The organism is Thermoanaerobaculum aquaticum (assembly GCF_000687145.1).
In the GTDB taxonomy this organism is placed as follows: Bacteria; Acidobacteriota; Thermoanaerobaculia; order Thermoanaerobaculales; family Thermoanaerobaculaceae; genus Thermoanaerobaculum; species Thermoanaerobaculum aquaticum.
Genome location: NZ_JMFG01000020.1, coordinates 197,567 through 217,071, shown reverse-complemented (window position 1 = coordinate 217,071; position 19,505 = coordinate 197,567). Strand labels below are relative to the sequence as shown.

11 protein-coding genes and 2 pseudogenes are annotated in these 19,505 nt (G+C 61.6%); 11 read left to right on the top strand and 2 right to left on the bottom strand.

All coding sequences use genetic code 11. The features are described 5' to 3' along the window. The first annotated feature begins 35 nt into the window (after positions 1–35). The gene (locus EG19_RS12735) at positions 36–2,600 is read left to right on the top strand and encodes an ATP-binding protein (RefSeq protein WP_053335110.1); all 2,565 of its coding nucleotides are present in this window, start codon (positions 36–38) and stop codon (positions 2,598–2,600) included. Here the strand turns inward: EG19_RS12735 and EG19_RS08275 are convergent. Both EG19_RS08275 and EG19_RS08270 read right to left on the bottom strand, forming a co-directional pair. Beyond that, the gene (locus EG19_RS08275) at positions 2,597–3,238 is read right to left on the bottom strand and encodes an MBL fold metallo-hydrolase (RefSeq protein ID WP_038049478.1); all 642 of its coding nucleotides are present in this window, start codon (positions 3,236–3,238) and stop codon (positions 2,597–2,599) included. The genes EG19_RS12735 and EG19_RS08275 overlap by 4 nt on opposite strands. Continuing rightward, entirely contained in the window at positions 3,235–4,068 is an 834-nt protein-coding gene (locus tag EG19_RS08270; RefSeq protein ID WP_038049475.1) for a purine-nucleoside phosphorylase, read from the bottom strand. Before EG19_RS08270 ends, EG19_RS08275 begins: the two co-directional genes overlap by 4 nt. A gap of 85 nt (positions 4,069–4,153) precedes the next feature. On the opposite strand from EG19_RS08270, the gene lysS reads away from it, so the two are divergent. The 10 genes and pseudogenes from lysS to EG19_RS08225 form a co-directional block, all read left to right on the top strand. Further along, a complete protein-coding gene (lysS, locus tag EG19_RS08265; protein ID WP_038049472.1) occupies positions 4,154–5,626 on the top strand; it encodes a lysine--tRNA ligase in 1,473 nt (490 codons plus the stop codon). Between the two features lie 72 nt (positions 5,627–5,698). Further along, positions 5,699–6,835 (top strand): ABC transporter permease, encoded by a 1,137-nt coding sequence (locus EG19_RS08260; protein WP_038049471.1) that lies wholly within the window; start codon positions 5,699–5,701, stop codon positions 6,833–6,835. Next, positions 6,828–7,358 (top strand): annotated as a pseudogene (locus EG19_RS08255) (ABC transporter ATP-binding protein); the annotation flags it as partial. The gene EG19_RS08260 and the pseudogene EG19_RS08255, both read left to right, overlap by 8 nt. 141 nt (positions 7,359–7,499) lie before the next feature. Continuing rightward, on the top strand, positions 7,500–9,917 hold the full coding sequence (locus tag EG19_RS08250) for an ATP-dependent Clp protease ATP-binding subunit (protein ID WP_038049467.1): 2,418 nt from the start codon (positions 7,500–7,502) through the stop codon (positions 9,915–9,917). Further along, positions 9,914–12,307, top strand: coding sequence for an outer membrane protein assembly factor BamA (gene bamA, locus EG19_RS08245; RefSeq protein ID WP_152543991.1), 2,394 nt, complete (start codon positions 9,914–9,916; stop codon positions 12,305–12,307). The genes EG19_RS08250 and bamA overlap by 4 nt, the downstream gene beginning before the upstream one ends. Positions 12,308–12,366: 59 nt before the next feature. Then, the gene (locus EG19_RS08240; RefSeq protein WP_038049463.1) at positions 12,367–15,666 is read left to right on the top strand and encodes a S41 family peptidase; all 3,300 of its coding nucleotides are present in this window, start codon (positions 12,367–12,369) and stop codon (positions 15,664–15,666) included. A 381-nt stretch (positions 15,667–16,047) separates the two neighbouring features. Beyond that, entirely contained in the window at positions 16,048–16,590 is a 543-nt protein-coding gene (gene xrtH / locus EG19_RS08235) for an exosortase H (protein WP_038049462.1), read from the top strand. Further along, entirely contained in the window at positions 16,583–17,212 is a 630-nt protein-coding gene (locus tag EG19_RS08230) for a hypothetical protein (protein WP_152543990.1), read from the top strand. The genes xrtH and EG19_RS08230 overlap by 8 nt, the downstream gene beginning before the upstream one ends. 112 nt (positions 17,213–17,324) lie before the next feature. Further along, positions 17,325–18,132, top strand: a pseudogene (locus tag EG19_RS14460) (hypothetical protein); the annotation flags it as partial. Between the two features lie 2 nt (positions 18,133–18,134). Further along, on the top strand, positions 18,135–19,505 hold a 1,371-nt coding region (locus EG19_RS08225), incomplete at its 5' end, for an OmcA/MtrC family decaheme c-type cytochrome (protein ID WP_235208722.1).

Genomic DNA, 19,505 nt, shown 5'->3' with positions numbered 1-19,505 from the left:
GAAGTTGTTTCGGGTTCTAGGCGTACAATAAAATCATGTCCGACCCTCGCCGACAGGTGGCAAAGCCCCTGGTGCGGCTAGCCCTCACCCTGCAGCTGTTGCTGCTGGTGGCGGGGGTGGTGGGGTACCTCCAGGGCTCAAACTACCTTGAGCTCAACTTGCGCCGCAGCGTAGAGCATTCGGCGGCCGTTGCGGTAAACCACTGGCAACGCACGCTGGAGTTGATTTACCAGCAGGGCCAAGAGGTGCCGCAGGAGCCCAAGGCTGCCCACCTGATGCCGGTTCCGAGTCTTGATGCCGCCACATTGGTGAAGGAAGCGACGCCCCCAGTGAAGGAGATGCGTCCTTTACCCGGGGTTGACGAGGGCTTTTGGCTCTGGTGGCCGGGTGGCTTTGGCCAGGGTCTCTCGGGTCTTTCAGTGGTGAAGGCCCAGGAGGGATGCCGGCAGTGCCATCCGCAGTTTGTGCCGGGGGAGGTGGTCGGGGGGCTCTCCTTTCGCGTGGAAACGCCATTTCTGAGCCGAATTTTATATGCCCGGAAGCTCAGCCTGATAACTTTGATTGGAAGCTTGTTGCTGTTAACGTCTGCCGCAGTTTGGTTGATGACCGGCGTGGCCCTCAAGCGTGAGCGGCAAGCCGAGAAGGAGCGGGAAGAGGCGGAACGGCAGTTGGCCGCCTCGGAGCAACTGTACCGAACCTTGGTCGACCATAGTTTGGTGGGCGTTTACCTCATTCAGGGGGACAGGTTTTTGTACTGCAACCCGCGAATGGCAGAGATGTTTGGCTATTCCCAGGACGAGGTAATTCAGCAAAAGCTGGTTGCCGATTTGGTGGCGCCCGAGGATCGCGAGCGGGTGGCCGAAAACCTGCGCAAGCGCTTTACCGGCGAGGTGCAGTTTGTCCGTTATACTTTTTCGGCCATGAAGGCCAACGGTACTCGCTTTCCAGTGGAGGTGTTTGGCGCCAGGGTGGTGCTGCCCTCGGGCCCCGCGGTACTGGGGACCATTGTGGATAACTCCGAGCAAGAAGCGGCTCGACAGGTGGTGGAAGCGGCCTACAGGGCAGTGGTGGCGCTTCCGGGGGAAAACGTGTTTCAAGCCGCCGCTGAATCGGTGGCGGCGCTGCTCCATGTGCCGGTGGTTTTTGTGGCCGAGGAAATCGACGGTCAGCTTTCCCTCCTGGGGGCCCACGGGGCAGTACAAAAGGAACTTATCCCCTTGGCAGGAACACCCTGTGAGGTGGCCATTCGTGAGAAGAGGCCTTTGGAGCTAGCGTCGGGTTTTGCTGCCCAATTCGGAACGCCCGGGTGGATTCAAGTGGTTCCCGAGTGCTACTTTGGGATGCCGCTGGTGGGCAGCGCCGGGCAGGCCCTGGGGATTTTGGCGGTTTTGGATAGCAAACCCCGGCAGCTTTCAGTTCTTGAGCGACAGATCCTGGAGATTTACGCGGTACGTCTGGGACGCGAATTGGAACGATTGCATTTGCTTCGCCAGCAAAAGGAACTGGAAAGCCGACTGGCGGCCCACGAAAAGCTAGCCGCGCTGGGGGTTTTGGCCGGCGGCATCGCTCACGATTTCAACAACGTCTTGGCGGGCATCGTGGCGGAAGCGGAAGTCCTTCGACGCTTGGTCCCGCCAGAAGCGCACGAGAAGGTGGAGCATTTGGTGAGCCTCGCCCAGCGGGGCGGCGAGGTGGTGCGGCGCATCTTGTCCTTTGCCCGGCCTTCCGTGACGAAGCCCGAACCAATTGCGGTGGCGGAGCTTGTTCAGGACACGGTAGAGCTTGCGCACCACACCTTCGGGCCGCAGTTCCACTTTGACCTTCAGGTGGAAGGGGAGCTGTTTGTGTTGGGTGAGGAGGCTTTGCTGCAGCAGGCGCTGCTGAACCTCCTCACCAACGCCCGGGACGCCATGCCCGAAGGGGGTTCGGTGGCCATTCGGGCCTATCCCAGGAACGGAGAGGTGGTGCTGGAAGTGGAAGACCAGGGGACCGGAATTGACCCCGTCCACTTGCCCCGGGTTTTCGATCCCTTTTTCACCACCAAACCCCGAGGCCAGGGCACGGGCTTAGGCCTTACCACGGTGTACCGCACGGTGGAAGCCCACGGGGGTACGGTGGCGATTGACTCCAGGCTGGGGGTGGGGACCAAGGTGACCCTGACCTTGCCCCGTATCCCGCCGCCACAAACCACCAAGCCCAGCGCGGCACCATCCACCTTGAAAGCTTCGCGTCCGGCAGGTTGCGGCGTTCTTTTGGTGGACGATGAGCCTGCCATTCTCGAGGGCTTGCGGCAGGTGCTGGAGCTGGAAGGCTACCGGGTGGTGTGCGCCAAATCGGCGGAAGAAGCGCTTCGTTCCTTTCAGCCCTCCGAAATTCATGTGGCGGTGGTGGACGTGCTCCTCCCCGGGGTTAACGGCATTCAGTTGGCCCAGCACCTCCTTGAAAAGAAACCGGATTTGGCGGTGGTGTTTTCCTCGGGCCATACTCCGGAAGCGCTACCGCCGGGGCTGGTGAGCCGCGATTCCGTGGTCTTCTTGCAAAAGCCTTACACCGCTCGGGTGCTTTTGGAAACCGTGGAAAGGCTCTGCTCCCGGGCTTAAGTGTCCGAAACGAAGGGGTTGGAAAGGCGTTCCTCGCCCACGGTGGTGGTGGGGCCGTGGCCGGGGTAGAGCACGGTGTCCCCCGGGAGCCGGTAAATCACCTGGCGAATGGAGGCCTCCAGCTCGTCCCAGGAGCCCCCCCAGAGGTCGGTGCGCCCTACCGAGCCGGCAAAGATCACATCCCCCACCACCGCCCAGGGTTGGCCGTTGTCCTCACCCAAGAAAACCACGTGACCGGGGGAGTGGCCGGGGCAGTGGCGCACCAAAAACCTTTCCCCGGCAAGGGAAAGCTCCAGGCCGTCCTTGAGGACGGGTTCGCCGGTCACCGCAGGAGGAGTGGGAAAGCCAAACATGTGCGCCTGGGTGGCAAGGTTTTCCAAAAGCGGGAGGTCTTTTTCGTGCAGCCACACCGGAACTTCGGGAAAGCTTTCCTTCACCGCGCCGCACCCCCAGGCGTGATCCAGATGGGCGTGGGTGAGCAACACGGCGCAGGGCTTTTTGTTTCGCCTTTTAAGCCAGAGGATCACCTGTTCCACGTCAAAGCCGGGGTCAACCAGAAAAACATCCTGGCAGCCCTCGGCTTCCAGCACCAGGCAGTTGGCGGCAAAGGGCCCCAGGGCAAAGGAGGTGACCTTCATGCCGCTACAAGCTTGGTAGTGAGCTCGCTGAGGAGCTTCACCAGCTTCCCTTGAGCTTTCGCCCCCGCCTCCAGCACCTCTTCATGGGAAAGCGGCCGGGTGGCAATGCCGGCGGCGTAGTTGGTCACCAGCGAAAGGCCCAAAACCCGAAGGCCCATGTGTCGGGCGGCAATCACCTCCTGTACCGTGGACATCCCCACCACGGTGCCGCCCAATTGCGCCAGCATGCGGACCTCTGCAGGGGTTTCGTAGGACGGACCCAAAACCCCGGCGTAAACCCCTTCCTGCACGGCAAAGCCTGCTTGCCGGGCCAGCTCCAGCGCCAGCTTCCGCAAATCGGGATCGTAAGCGTGGGTCATGTCCGGGAAAACCGGCTCCCGCCACCGCCCCCACTCCCCCACCAGGGGGTTGGCCCCCTGCAGGTTGAGGTGGTCGGCCAAGACCACCAGAGAACCCGGTTCCAACGTCGGGACCAGAGCCCCGGCGGCGTTGGTGAGGATGTAGGTGGAAACGCCCAGCAAGCCGGCCAAGCGGGGGATGGCCGCCACTTCCGCGGCGGAATACCCCTGGTACAGGTGAAAGCGGCCGTGGAACATCAGCACTCCACGACCCTGCACCTCCCAAAAGGAAAGGGTGGGGGTGTGGCCAATCAAGCCGTGCACCGGGAAGGGGAAAACCTGATGGTAGGCAAGCTCCAAGAGCTTGCGCGCTTCCGGCAGTACCAGCTCAATCCCTGAGCCGGCCACCACCGCGAGGCTCACCGGCAGCGAAGGCAGCTGCTCTTTGAGGACCCTTGCACGTTCTTCCAGAGCACGAGGTGTGAACTCCATAGGACGCTAAGCATACTCCAACTTGGCAGAGGTTTAACCCTGCTAAAATGGCCCGCTTCGCGGCTTACGCGAAGAGGAGGGTGCGGTGGAACCCATCGAGATCCTGCGAGCAAACCGGCGGGCCAAACTGGAGCAGCTCCGCCGTTGGGGTGTGGACCCGTTCCCCGCCAGGTTCCCCGTGGATGGGCGGGTGAGCGAGGTGGCCGCGCGCTTTTCCCATTTAGATTCGGAGCAGCTGGAGCAGCAAAAGCCGCGGGTGCGGGTAGGGGGCCGGGTGACGGCAGTGCGGCGCCACGGGAAGGCGGCGTTTTTCGATCTTTCGGACGGGGACGGCCGCTTGCAAGCCTACCTCCGCCAGGATGTGGTGGGTGAAAGCACCTTTGCGCTTTTGGAAACGCTGGACCTGGGGGATTTTTGGGGCGTGGAGGGGGAGCTTTTCCGCACCCGCACGGGCGAGCTTACGGTCCGCGTGGCGAAGGTCACGGTGCTGGCCAAGGCCCTGGCCCCTTGGCCGGAAAAGTGGCACGGCATCACCGACGTGGAGCTGCGGGCCCGCCAGCGCTACCTGGACCTTTACACCAACCCCGATTCCCGTCAGGTGTTCCTCACCCGCAGCAGGATCATCAAGAAAATCCGGCAGTTCCTGGACGAGCGGGGGTTTTTGGAGGTGGAAACGCCCATGATGCACCCCATCCCCGGGGGTGCCACCGCCCGTCCCTTCGTCACCCATCACAACGCTTTGGACATGAAGCTTTACCTGCGCATTGCCCCGGAGCTTTACCTGAAGCGGCTGGTGGTGGGGGGCTTTGAGCGGGTTTACGAGATCAACCGCAACTTCCGCAACGAGGGGATCTCCACCCAGCACAACCCCGAGTTCACCATGCTGGAGTTTTACTGGGCTTACGCCTGCTACGAGGACCTCATGGAGCTCACCGAGCAAATGCTCACGGAGGTGGCGGAAGAGGTGCTGGGGACCCTCAAGCTCCCCTGGGGGGAAAGCACCCTGGACCTTTCCCGCCCCTGGCGGCGGCTATCCATGCGCCAGGCGGTGCTGGCCTTTTCAAATATTGCCGCCGAGGACCTCAACGACCGGGCGCGTTTGGAAGCTCACGCCCGGCGTTTTGGGGTGGAAGGGGTGGAAAACTTAAGCTCGGGAAAGCTTTTGGCGGAAATCTTCGAACGGGTGGCCGAAGACCAGCTGCAAAACCCCACGTTCATAACTGATTTTCCGGCGGACATCTCGCCTCTCGCCAAGCGCAAGCCCGATGATCCCGAGCTTACCGAGCGCTTCGAGCTGTACCTGGGCGGCATGGAGGTGGCCAACGCCTTTTCCGAGCTCAACGATCCCGACGACCAGCGGGCCCGCTTTGAGGAGCAGGTGAAGAGGGGCGGCGGGGTGGTGGACGAGGACTACCTGTTGGCGTTGGAGCACGGCATGCCCCCCACCGCCGGCGAAGGCATCGGCATTGACCGCTTGGTCATGCTGTTCACCAACTCCCGCTCCATTCGCGATGTGATCCTGTTCCCGCTGTTGCGACCCAAAGACGAGAAAGCCTGAAAGCGTGGCGGGGGCTTCTGGTTCTTGCCGAAAGGAAGCCCAGCGCTCCGGGAGCGTGTTAGCCTTTAGGCGGTGCGCGCTCTTGCCTTTGTGGTGTTCCGCTACCTTCTGGGGCTTTCCCGACGGACCCATGTGGCCGTGGTCAGCGCCATTTCTTTTGTTTCCTTAGCTCTTGGGGCAGCGGCTCTGGTGCTGACCCTGGGGCTTTTGGAGGGCTTTCAGGGCACGGTCCGCGAGGAGCTGAGAAAATCCGGGCCCCACGCGCTTCTGGTGCCGGTTTTTGGTGACAAGCTCCCCTCCGGGGACTGGCTTTCCCAGCTTGCCGCCCGCCACCCGGGTTTTTCCTTTCGCAAGCTGGAGCGGGGCGTGGGGTGGCTTCTGGCGCTGGGGGAAGCCATTCCCGTGCAGGTGGAGGTTGTGGATGGGCTCTCCCAGGTGGAGGTGGACCGGGTGCTGGCCGCCAAGGGGGCCATTGGCCCGGGGGCGGAGGTGGACCTGCTTTCGCCGGCCCCGGTGCTCACCCCGCTGGGCCCTGTGCCCCGGCAGTTCCGGGTGCGGGTGGCCCGGGTGGTGGCCAGCCCGGCCCGGGCGGAAAGGGGCACCGTGCGGGTGCCCCGGGATCTGGGGCGGCAGCTCTTCCCGCAGGGGGGCCGGGAGGAGGTACAGGTGACGGTGCCGGCAGGCCAGGACCCGCTGGTGGCCTCCCAGCAGCTGGCGCCGGTTCCTCCGGGGGTGGTGCTTCGCCCCTTCCGGGAGCTCAACCGTCCGCTTCTGGCGGCGCTTTCCCTGGAAAAGCTGCTCATTGGCCTGGGGGTTTCGCTGATCGTTTTGGTGGCCAGCCTTAACTTGCTGTGCAACCTCACCATGCTGGCGGCGGAAAAGCGGGCTGATGCTGCCATCCTGCAAGCCATGGGGCTTTCTCCCCAAGGGGTAGCCCGGCTCTTCCAGGGGCTGGGGCTGGCCATTGGCGTGGGTGCGGGGGTGGTGGGGAGCTTGGGGGGCGCCCTTTTGGCTGAGGTCTTGCACCGGACCCAGGCCATCCCCCTTCCCCGGGGGGTTTTTGCGGTAAGCCACGTGCCTTTTGCCGTGCGGCCGGAGCATTTGGGGGTGGTGTTGGCGGTGACCTTCCTTGCCTCGTTTTTTGCTTCGCAGTTCCCGGCCCGGGCGGCGGCCCGCCGGTCGGTGCTGGAGGGGTTGCGCCGTGAGTGAGCCGATCCTGGTGGCCGAGGGGCTGTGGAAGGGCTACGGGGAAGGGGAGCGCCGGGTGGAGGTGCTGCGCGGCTTTTCGCTCACCGTGGAAAAGGGCGAAATGGTGGCGGTGGTGGGCCCGTCGGGGGTGGGCAAGAGCACGCTTTTGTACCTCCTGGGCCTTTTGGACAAACCCGACGCCGGCGAGATCGTGATCTTCGGCCAGCGTGCCAGCGCTTTATCTGAAGAGCAGCGGGCGCAGCTGCGCAACCGCAAGCTGGGCTTTGTCTTTCAGTTCCACCTGCTGCTTTCCGACTTCACGTTGGAGGAAAACGTGGCCATGCCCCTGCTTCTGGCAGGGGTAGGGAGGGAAGAAGCCCTCAAGCGGGCCAGGGAGCTTTTGGCGGAAGTGGGTTTGGCCTCCCGGGGCAAGCACTTCCCCGATGAGCTTTCCGGGGGGGAGCAGCAGCGGGGGGCGGTAGCCCGGGCCCTGGCTTGCGGTCCCGAGCTTTTGCTGGCCGACGAACCCACCGGTAACCTGGACGCCGTGGCGGCCCGCAGGTTTTTCGAGCTTTTGCAGGAGCTCCATTTGAGGGACGGCCTCACCAGTGTTATCGTCACCCATAACGAGGTTTTGGCGAGGGGGTGCCACCGGGTGGTGCACCTCCTTCCGGAAGCCTGACCCATGCTGGAGAACTTTACCGACCGCGCCCGTCGCACGCTGTTCTTTGCCCGCTACGAAGCGGCCAGGGCGGGAGCTGCCGCCATTGAGTCGGAGCATTTGCTGTTGGGGCTTTTGCGGGAAGCCGACGAGGTGGTGGAGCAGCTCCTGCACCGCTTTGGCGTGGATGCCCGCACCCTGCAACACGAGCTGGGAGGAGCTGACCGCCGGGAAGGGGTGGTGGCGGGGGACCTGCCGCTGGCTGAGGAAAGCCGCCGCATTCTGCTTTTAGCCGCGCACGAAGCGGAAGTGGCGGGGCAACTGGGGGTGGGCAACGAGCACATCTTCCTGGGGATCCTGCGCCTGGAGACCTGCCTTGCGGCGCGCATGCTGCACGCCCACGGCATCACGCTGTTTGCGGCCCGGGAGGAGCTGGCGGAAATTTCGCAGGAACGGGAAGCCCGGCGCGGAAAGAAAGAGCTCACAGCCCTGGCCGAGTTTGCCCGCGACCTCACCGAGTACGCAGCTTCCGGCAGCTTCGATCCGCTGGTGGGCCGCGAACAAGAGGTGGACCGGGTGGTGCAAATCTTGCTCCGGCGCACCAAGAACAACCCGGTGCTGCTGGGCGAGCCGGGGGTCGGGAAAACCGCCATCGTGGAGGGGCTGGCCCAGCGCATCGTCTCGGGCCGCGTGCCGGTGCAGCTTTCCGATCGCCGCATCTTTGCCCTCGACCTCACGCTGGTGGTGGCGGGCACCAAGTACCGGGGCCAGTTCGAAGAAAGGCTCAAGGCCATCCTGAAGGAGCTTAAGGAAAACCCGGAGATCATCATCTTCATTGATGAGCTGCACGTGCTCATTGGTGCCGGCTCGGCGGAGGGCTCGCTGGATGCCGCCAACATCCTCAAACCCGCCCTCTCCCGCGGAGAAATCACCTGCATTGGCGCCACCACCCTCAAGGAGTACCGCAAGTACATCGAAAAGGACCGTTCGCTGTCGCGGCGCTTTCAACCGGTAGTGGTGCAACCACCTGACGAGGAAACCACCGAAACCATCCTGATGGGGGTGAAGGAGCGCTACGAGCGGTACCATCACGTGGTTTACCCGCCGGAGGTGGTGAAGGCCGCTGTGCGGCTTTCCGGCAGGTTCATCACCGACCGGTTTTTCCCCGACAAAGCCATTGACGTGCTGGACGAAGCTGGAGCCCGGGTGAAGCTGCGGCAGGCCGCCACCTCCGAGCAGGTGCGGGCGCTTCAGGCGGAAGCGGCCCGCCTTTCCCGGGAGCTCAAGCGTGCGGTTTCCAGCAAGAACTTCGAGCAGGCGGTCACGCTCCGGGAACGGGAAGCGGAGGTGCGGGCCACCATCAAGCGACTGACCCAGGCCATGCCCCAGGATGTGCCGGCCTTTCCGGTAACCGTGGCCGATGTGGAGGAGGTGGTGGCTTCCTGGAGCGGTGTGCCGGTCACAGAGCTGCGCCAGGAGGAAGCCGAGCGCTTGGCAAAAATGGAGGAAATTTTGGCCGAGCGCATCGTGGGCCAGGGGGAAGCGCTGGCGGCCATTGCCCGGGCCATCCGCCGGGCCCGTTTGGGGGTCACCCGCGGCCAGCGGCCCATCGGTTCCTTCTTTTTCCTCGGGCCTTCGGGGGTGGGCAAAACGGAAGTGGCGAGACAGCTGGCCCGCTTCTTGTTTCATTCGGAAAAGGCCCTGGTGCGCTTCGACATGTCCGAGTACATGGAAAAGCACACGGTTTCCCGCCTCATTGGCTCCCCACCTGGCTATGTGGGCTACGAAGAGGGGGGGCAGCTCACCGAGCGCGTCCGGCAAAAGCCCTACTCGGTGGTGCTTTTTGATGAAATCGAAAAGGCGCACCCGGACGTGGTGCATTTGCTCCTGCAGGTTTTAGACGACGGGGTGCTCACCGATGCCTTTGGCGACCAGGTGAACTTCAAGAACACCCTCATCATCATGACCTCCAACTTGGGCAGCCGGGAGCTGGTGAGCACCGGCACGGTAGGTTTTGGCAACGGCGCTCACGCAGCCTCCTACGAGCAGCTTAAGGAAACCGTGCTCCGCGAGCTGCGGCGCTTTTTCCCGCCCGAGTTTCTCAACCGGCTGGACGACGTGGTGGTGTTCCACCCGCTCACCCGGGAGCATTTGGAGCAAGTGGCGGCGCTCTTGCTTGCCGATTTGGTGGAGCACTTGGCAAGCCAGGGCATTTCCTTGCAGGTGGAAGCCAACGTGGCCCAGTGGTTGGTGGAGCAGGTGGGGGTGCAGCCTTCCTTGGGAGCGCGGCCGCTGCGCCGGGCCGTCCAACGCTTTGTGGAGGATGCGGTTTCCGATTACCTGGTGACCCACCGCCCGCTCCCCGAAGGCCCCCTGGTGGTTCGGGTGGAGGACGGGCAAGTCAAGGTTGAGGCAGCCAAGGAGGAACTGTGCAGAGCATGAGGTGGGCGCTTGCTCTCTTGCTGGTCTTGTTGCCCTCGGGCCTATTGGCCGGGGGGCCGGTGATTAAGGAAATCCGCGTGGAAGGCGGCGCCACCGTCACCGACGAAACCGTGGAGTACTACCTTGGCGTGGGCGTCGGCGACAGCTTGGACGAAGCGGCCATTGCCAAAAACTTCCACCGCTTTTGGGAATCCGGGCTTTTGGAGGACCTGAAGGTGGAGGTGGAAGACCTCCCCGACGGCAATGTGCGGCTGGTGGTAACGGTCAAAGAGAGGGCAAAAGTCACCGAGTACGAATTTAAGGGCAACAAGAAAATTGCCACCTCCACGCTTAAGGAAAAGCTGGATACCGCAGGCATTTCGCTCCGTCGCAACGTGCCGCTGCGGCAGTCGGAAATTAACCGCATTCGCCGCACGATCCTGGACGAGTACGCCAAAGAAGGCTACCTGTCGGCCAGCGTGGAGCCGGTGCAGGAAAACGTGGGTCCCAACCAGGTCAAGGTGACGTTTGTCATTGACGAAGGGGCCAAGGTCCGCATTAGCGAGATCCGCTTTGAGGGCAATCAGGTGTTTTCCGATGCCCGCTTGCGCCGGGCCATGAAGAAGATCAAGGAGCGCAGCTTCCTGCGCCCGTGGGGTAAGAAGATCATTTGGAACCAGGAAAACTGGGGTGAGGATTCGGAAAACCTCAAAAAGCTTTACCTCAACCACGGCTACAAGGACGTGGTGATTGGCGAGCCACGGGTGGAATTGGTGGCCAAAAACCCCGACGCTCCCACGCAAGCCAAGAAGAAGTTCACCACGGTGGTGACCATTCCGGTGCAGGAAGGCCGCCAGTACCGCATGGCTTCTCTGAAAATTGAGGGGGCCACGGTTTTTGAGGAGGAAAAGCTGCGCAAGCTTTACGAGGTGAAGCTGGGCTCCATTTACAACTACTCCCAGGTGGAAGCGGGCAACGAAGCGGTGCGCACCCTTTACCAGTCCAAAGGCTACATTTACGCGTACACCAGCCAAATCCTCCGCACCCGGGAGGGCAGTGAGGACGAGCTCGACGTGGTCATTCAGGTGTTTGAGGGGGACCGCTGGCGGCTGGGAAGGCTGGAGTTTTCCGGCAACACCAAAACCCAGGATAAGGTCCTGCGGCGGGAGTTTCGGCTTTTTGAAGGCGATTTTATGAACATGACTGCCTTCAAGCGATCGCTGTTCAAGGTCAACCAGCTGGGGTACTTCAAGCTCACCGAAGATCCAGTGTCCTTTGATTTCGACCAGGAAAACCGCCTGGTTAACGTCACCATTAAGGGCCAGGAGGTGGGGCGCACCGACATTCAGTTTGGTGCTGGCTATTCCGAACTGGACCGCTTTTTCCTGCAGTTCATGTTTAACACCCGAAACTTCATGGGCCGCGGCGAGACCCTGGGGGTGGCGGTGCAGAGCGGCACCAGGGCCGATACCTATTCCCTTTCCTTTTCCGAGCCTTACTTCTTGGACAAACGGATGTTCATCGGTGGCTCCATTTACAAAACCAGCTACGATTTGCTCACGCAAAACCGCGATGCCAAGGGTCTGTCGGCGGTTTGGGGCGTGAGCGTGGGGGATTTTGGCACCTTTTCCTTGAGCTACGGTTTTGAGGACGTCTTTGCCAAGTTTGCGGTGGTGCGCACGGTTCCCGCTGGTGGTGAGCCCCGTGCCCCCCACCGGCGTCCGTTGCCACCTCCTTATCCGGGCATGCCGGCTCCTAACCTTTATTTCGAAGAAGCCAGCGGTGTGACCTCGGCCATTACCCCGGCCTTTGGCTATGACTCTAGGGACGACCCCTTTGACCCCAACCAGGGCCTGAGCTACTTTGCCAGGATTCGAACCGCCGGTGGTGTTCTGGGTGGGGACTTCAACTACGTGCGGCCGGAGGTTGGCTTTTCCATTTTCCACCCCCTTACCCGCCGCTACATTTTGGCGGCCAACGTGGAGGCGGGCTGGATCCGGCCCTTCAACGGTTCGCAAATCCCCCTTTACGACCGCTACTTTCTCGGTGGCGAGCGGTCGCTCCGGGGCTTTTCTTACTACTCGGTAGTACCCCGTAAAGACAACGGTGACTTCTTCCTTACCCCCAACGGCTCCCGCATGGGCGGCGACCGCTACCTGCAGCTCAACCTGGAGTACCAAATCAAGCTTGGGGGTCCGTTAAAGTTCATCTTGTTTGCCGACGTGGGAAACACCTGGCACGAGCAGCAGGGCTGGCAGTTGGGGCTTTTGCGCTACTCCGCGGGGGCGGAGCTGCGGATTACCCTGCCCATCTTCCAGGCGCCGCTGCGGTTCATTTACGGGGTCAACCTCAAGCCGTTCCCGGACGAAAAGCGCAGCGATTTTCAGTTTTCCATCGGCACGACCTTTTAGCAGTGGCAGCCACCCGCAACCTCCGGGGGGCGGGAACGTACAAGCCACGGGAGGTGACCATGCGTCGTTGGGCTTTGTTTTTTGCGCTTTGGCTTTTGCCGCACCTTTTGCTGGCCCAAACCAAGCTCTTGCGCTTCCCCGATGTGTACGGCGGGGAGGTGGTCTTTTGCTATGCGGGTGACCTGTGGAAGGCCCCAGCGGGTGGCGGCCTGGCGGTGCGCCTCACCGCTCATCCCGGTCAGGAGCTTTTCCCCAAGTTTTCCCCCGATGGAAAGTGGATTGCCTTTACCGGGCAATACGACGGGGACGAGCAGGTGTACGTGATCCCCTCCCAGGGCGGGGAACCCAAACAGCTCACCTATTACCCGGCCAAAGGACCTTTAGCGCCCCGGCACGGCTACGACAACCAGGTTTACGGCTGGACCCCCGACGGCAGCGCGGTGCTGTTTAGAAGCTTCATGGACGCCGACGGGGGGCGCACGGAAACCGCGCTGTACACGGTGAAGCTCACCGGAGGTTTGCCGGAGAAGCTGCCGATGCCTACCGCCGGCGCTGGGGATTTTTCTCCCGACGCCAAGAAGATGGTGTACTCGCCGCTCTTCCGCGACTTCCGCACCTGGAAGCGCTACGAAGGGGGCTGGGCTCAGGATCTGTACATCGTGGATCTGGCTTCTCTGGCTTTAACCCCTGTTTCCCCCACCAAGCGCACCGAGCGGGACCCCATGTGGATTGGGGACAAGGTTTACTTCGTTTCCGATCGGGATGGCACCTTAAACCTTTACAGCTTTGACCCCAGGAACCAAAACACCGAGCAACTCACGCACTCTAAAACCTGGGATGTGCGCTGGGCCTCCTCGGACAACCGGCGCTTCATCGTTTACGAGTTCGGTGGCGAGCTGCGGCTTTTCGACACGCAAACCAAGGAAGACCGCGCCATCCCCATCACCGTTCCTGATGATGGCCTGGCGGCCCGTCCTTCCTGGTATCGGGCCGACAAGAACGTGGAGGACTTCGCCTTGAGCCCCGCTGGCGAACGGGCGCTTTTTGTGGCGCGGGGCGACATCTTTACGGTTCCCGTGGAAAAAGGGCCCACCCGCAACCTCACCCAAAGCTCGGGGGCCCACGACAAGTGGGCGCGCTGGTCTCCCGACGGGAAGTACGTGGCGTTTGTGTCCGATGCCGATGGCGAGGAAAACATTTACCTGGTGGCCCAGGACGGCTCGGAAAAACCGGTACAGCTCACCAAGGGCTTGACCGCCATGCTTTACGCTCCCGAATGGTCCCCCACCGGCACACACCTGGCCTTCGCTGACAAGGACGGCAAGGTTTACCTCCTGGATGTGGCCAAGAAAACCTACGAGCTCATCGCCCAGGATGAGCGTTCCCGGGTGCAGGACTACAGCTTTTCGCCGGATGGCCAGTTTTTGGCCTTTTCGTTAAGCGATGCCAACGAAAACCGCTCCATTTACATTTACAGCTTGGCGGAGAAGAAACTCCACCGGGTCACCGATGAGCTTTTCGACGAGTGGGAGCCAGTGTGGGATCCCGAGGGCAACTACCTCTATTTCCTTTCCGATCGCGAATTTACCCCGCAAATTTCACAAGTTGAGTGGAACTTTGCCGGCAACCGCATGACCCGCCTTTACGCCCTGGTGCTTAAGAAAGACGGCAAGCACCCCTTCCCGCCGGAATCCGATGAGGTGAAGGTAGAAAGCGAAAAGCAAAAGAACGAAGCGGAAGCAGGCGGCGAAAAGGAAGCCGACAAGCAAGGAGAAAAAGGCAAGGCCAAACCCGAGAAGAAGTTGCCCACGGTGGTGGTGGACTTCGAGGGCTTGGGGCAAAGGGTGGTGCCAGTGCCTCTGGAGGGCGAAAACTACGGTGGGCTTGCGGCGGTGAAGGGCTACCTTTTGTACATCAAGCGCGGGGCGCCGTTTTACGGTCGCGATTCCTACGCCAAGCCCGGTCTGTACATTTACGATTTGAAAAAGCGCGAGGAATCGCTGCTGGTTGGCGAAGTGGGGTCCTATGCGGTTTCTGCTGATGGGAAAAAGGTCCTCGTGCAGCAGGGGAAGGCCTACAAGGTTTACGACGTCAAACCGCAGGCCAAGGACCCCAAGACCGTGTCCACGGCGGATCTCAAGGTGTACCGGGTTCCCCAGGAGGAGTGGGCGGAGATTTTCCGCGAGGTGTGGCGTCGCTACCGCGACTTCTTTTACGTGCGCAACATGCACGGCTACGACTGGAAAGCCATTGGCCAGCAATACGAGAAGCTCTTGCCTTACGTCAAGCACCGCAGCGATTTGAACTACCTCTTAGGGGAAATGGTTTCCGAGCTCAACGTGGGGCATGCCTACATTCAAGGCGGGGACTTCGAAATTCCCGAAAGACCGCAAGTGGCTCTGCCCGGGGCCCGCTTTGCCCTGGATGAAAAGGCCGGCCGCTACCGCATTGCCAAGATCTTCACCGGCGATCCCTTTGATGATAAGTACCGTGCGCCGCTTTCGGAAGTGGGTGTGGATGCGCGGGTTGGGGATTACGTGCTGGCGGTGGACGGTGTGGAGCTCAAGGCCCACGACAACATTTACCGTTTGCTCCAGCACAAGAAGGACCCCGTGACCTTGACGCTCAACAGCAAGCCGAGTTTCGAAGGAGCGCGAAAGGTCACCTACAAGCCCATCTTTGATGAGTCCAACCTGCTGTACTACGAATGGGTGAAGGAGAACCGCGAAAAGGTGGCAGCTCTTTCCGGCGGTCGCATTGGCTACCTGCACATCCCCGATATGGGCGCCGACGGCATTTACGAGTTCATCAAGTGGTACTACCCGCAAATCCGAAAGGAAGGCTTGGTCATTGATGTGCGCTCCAACGGCGGCGGCAACGTCTCCCAGTGGATCATCGAACGGCTGGACAACAAGCTCCTGGGCACGCGCTTTGGCAACCGCGGCGACCAGGCCCGCACCTACCCCTACACGGTGTTTTACGGGCACATGGCTTGCCTTTTGAACCAAACCTCAGCTTCTGACGGCGACATCTTCCCCCACATGTTCCGCAAGGCAGGTCTGGGCCCGCTCATCGGCAAGCGCTCCTGGGGCGGGGTGGTAGGGATTTCCTCCCACGGGCCGCTCATTGACGGTGGGCAGGTTTTTGTGCCCGAGCAGGGCACCAACGACGTGGACGGCTCGTGGGTCATTGAGGGCCACGGGGTGGATCCCGACATCGAGGTGGACAACGACCCCGCTTCGGTCATTGCCGGCCGGGACAACCAGCTGGAAAGGGCGGTGGCGTACCTCCTGGAGAAAATCGAGAAGGAACCCCGCAAGCTGCCCCAGCGCCCACCGGATCCGGTCAAAACCAAGTAGCGTCACAGGCCTTTCCCATACGCCCCGGGCTTAGCCCCGGGGCTTTTTCTTTAACGGCTGTGCTCAAGCCCTATCACTTTCAACGCGAGTCCAGTCATCGCGCTACGAAACCAGCGTTCTGTCTGTGGGGCCGCCGCTCCGCATGTGGGGCCGGCGCTCCTGCGCCGGCTGAGAGAAAAGCGACCCGCGACGGAGCGCGGGTCCCACATTTCTTGTTTGCTTCTGTGGGGCCGGCGCTCCTGCTGTGGGGCCGCTGCTCCGCGGCGGCAAACAGAAAAGAAGACCCGCGACGGAGCGCGGGTCCCACATTTTTTCCCTGTGGGAGCGCCGCTCCTGCGCCGGCAAAGTGCCGTCGTTTAACCGAGGAAGTAAAATACGCTCATGAACGAGCGTTTCCTGGCATTGTGGCGGGAGCCGGCCACACGCTTTGTGCTGCTTTTTGCCGCGTGGCTTACGGTTTTGTTTTTGCTTTTGGCTTTAAAGCCGGTGAACGACCATCTGGTGGAGCCCTACACGGCGTTTATTGCCCAAGAGGCGGCGGTGGTGTTGCGTTGGTTTGGGGTGGAAGCGCAAGCGGTGGGGATGACCTTGAGCTCGCCGCGTTTTTCCGTAGCGATTTTTCACGGCTGCAACGGGCTGGAAGCCAGCATCGTGCTTCTCTCCGGCATTTTAGCTTTCCCCTCCCGCTGGCGCTGGAAGGCTTTTGGCGTGGTGTTGGGTCTTTTGGTGATTCACGTGGTGAATTTGGTGCGGGTGCTTTCGCTTTTTGTGCTGGGGATGGTGAAGCGGGAGTGGTTTTCGGCCTTTCACAACGTCATTTGGCAGGTGGTGATTGTGGTTTTGGCGGTAGCGTTGCTGGTTGTTTGGGCCCAGTACGGGAAGAGCAGGGCGCTGGCGGCGCCGGCGGAGATGGGACGTGGGTAGAAGCGCAGCACCGGCAAGGAAAGCTGCGCAACCTGCGGCTCAACTCCGTGTGCTGCGCCGCCGGTTTTTCCGGCGGCTTGCCTACGCCTTTTGTGCCAGTGCCCTGGGGTGGTTGCTTCTGAAAGGACCTTACGGTGCCGCGGTGAGCTGGGTGGCGCAGGGCCTTACCCGCATGGTGTCGTTTTCAACTGCGCCGGTATTGGAAGCCCAGGGAAACCACGTGGTGATTGGGCGGCGGGACTTTCGCGCCGACTCGGGTTGGCTGCAGCTGTCCTTGCTGCAGGTTCATGCCAACACCATTCCTTTTTTTGCCTTGGGGTTTGCTTTGGCTTCCTCCCGTTCGTCGCGCTTTCGGGTGTTAAAAGCCTTTGCTTGGCTGGCGGGGGCTCACGTGGTGTCCCTGGTGGCCGAAGCGCAGTGGTTTTACGCCAGCCAGCTGGGGGCCTGGAGCGTTGCCAACTACTCGGAGTTTTCCCGGGCCTTCTGGGGTGTGTTGCGGTTTTTCTTTAACCTGGCGGTGCCTTACGCCTTGCCCATCGTGTTGGTGTTCTGGGCGGTGCCGGAGGAAACCGCCATGCTTTTGGGTTTGCCGCAAACCACCCTCCGGCGCACTACCTCGTAATGGCCGCCGTAAAACCAAGCATTCGCAAGGACGAGGGTGCGACCGGGCTGTGACTGTCAGCCCTGCGCAGAAGCTTTCGTTTTGCAGCTGCGTGATTTGACGTAAAAATGCAATGAGGGCCGACGCTCGAGTTCTTCCTGCGAGTTTTACCTGTGTAACACTCTTGCAATTTACATGTGATGGTGTTACATTGCTTACACGGGGCGAGCAGCTAGCCCCGACGGAAAGGGGGGATCAAGCCATGGCCTTTATTCAGTGCGGGTTAGCTTTGTTGGCTTCCGGCAGCGTGCTGGTGGGCAGCCACACCGGTACACCGGTGCGGAAGCTGGAGCGGGGAAACGCGCCAGCGATGTACTCGGCCCACCAGTTGGAGGCGTACCTCACACCCCAACAGGTGGAGTACATCCGGCCGGGCCTAAAGATTACGGTCGCAAGCGTTACGATTCCCGCGGATCGGCGCCCGGTGGTGGAAGTGACCTTTGTGGATGATCTGGACCAACCCCTGGATCGGTTGGGGAAGGTCACGCCGGGGGCTATTTCCATTAGCTTTGTTTTGGCCTACTACAACCCTGAAGCGCGGGACTACGTGGCTTATACCACCCGAACCCAAACGAGCCCCATCACCGGTCAAAGCGCCGTGCAGGCTTCGGCGGATTCCGGAGGGACGTGGGAAGATTTGGGGCTAGGCAGGGCCAGGTACCGCTTTAAGACCGCCCTTCCCGAGGGGTTTGCGGCTAACAAAACGCACACTCTTGGGATTTACGCCACCCGTAACTTAACGGCCATCTTAGGCAAGAACTACTACGCCAACGTGCTTTACGATTTCCGGCCCGACGGTCAGGCGGTAACCGCCAAGTGGGATGGGCTGTCCACCGCCGTTTGCAACTCCTGCCACGACCCGCTCCAGCTTCATGGCGGGGNNCCGGGCGTGGAGGTGAAGCTTTGCGTTTTGTGTCACAACGCCACCCAGTCGCTGGATCCCGACACCGGCAATAAGGTGGAGTTCCGGGAGATGATTCACAAGATCCACCGGGGCAAGGACCTTCCCAGTGTGCAGGCCGGTCGGCCCTACAGGATCATTGGCTTCAACCAGTCGGTTAATGATTACTCCACCGTGGCGTTCCCCCAAGACATCCGCAATTGCACCAAGTGCCACCAGGGGACCAGCGAGGCCCACATTTGGTACACCCGGCCTAACCGGACGGCCTGCGGTTCCTGCCACGACAACGTGAACTGGGAAACTGGCGAAGGCCACGCGGCGGGTCCTCAAGCCAACGATGACGCGTGCGCATCTTGCCACGTTCCTGAAGGTGAGTCGGAATTTGACGCTTCGATTAAGGGAGCTCACACGGTTCCCACCAAGTCCAAGCAGCTTCGCGGTCTGAGCATGGAAATTCTCGCCGTAACCAACGCTGCCCCCGGGCAAAAGCCAACGGTGACGTTCCGCGTGACCAACAAGGACGACGGCAGCGTGGTTGCTCCCTCTAGCCTCAACTCTTTGAACCTGCACTTGGGTGGTCCCACCACGGATTACGCCAGCTATGTCACGGAAAGCGCCCGGGGGGCGAGCTTTAATGGCGACACCGCGGTGTACACCTTTAATTACGCTTTGCCGGCAGACGCCAGTGGCACCTGGGTGGTGACGGCCGATGCCTACCGCAACGTGACCATTGATAACCACACCGAGACCGGCTTAACCCTGCGGGAGGCGGCGCAAAACCCCGTGTACTACTTTGCGGTAACCGATAGCCAACCGCAGCCGCGCCGGGCGGTGGTGGATCTGGCGAACTGCAACAAGTGCCACGATACGCTCGCCCTGCACGGCGGCCAACGCTTCAAGACTGAGGAATGCGTGGTGTGCCACAACGCCAACAAGGACGACCGCGGCCGTCGCCCCGCCGACAAGCAGCCACCAGAATCGGTGCACTTCAAGTACCTCATTCACAAGATCCACACCGGTGAGGACCTTTCCCGGGACTTCACGGTGTACGGCTTTGGCAACGTGCCGCACAACTACAACGAGGTTCGCTACCCCGGTGACCGCCGCAACTGCGTGACCTGCCACAAGGCCGGCACGTACCAACTGCCGCTGCCGTCGGGGTTGTTGCCTACCCAGGCCCCGCGCGATTACTACACCCCCATTCAGCCTGAGGCTGCCGCATGCCTTTCTTGCCACGACACCGCCTACGCCGCCGCGCATGCCTACGTCAACACCGCTCCCTTTGCCGAGGCTTGTGCTGCTTGCCATGGCAACAACGCGGAGTTTTCGGTTGACAAGGTCCACGCCAGGTAG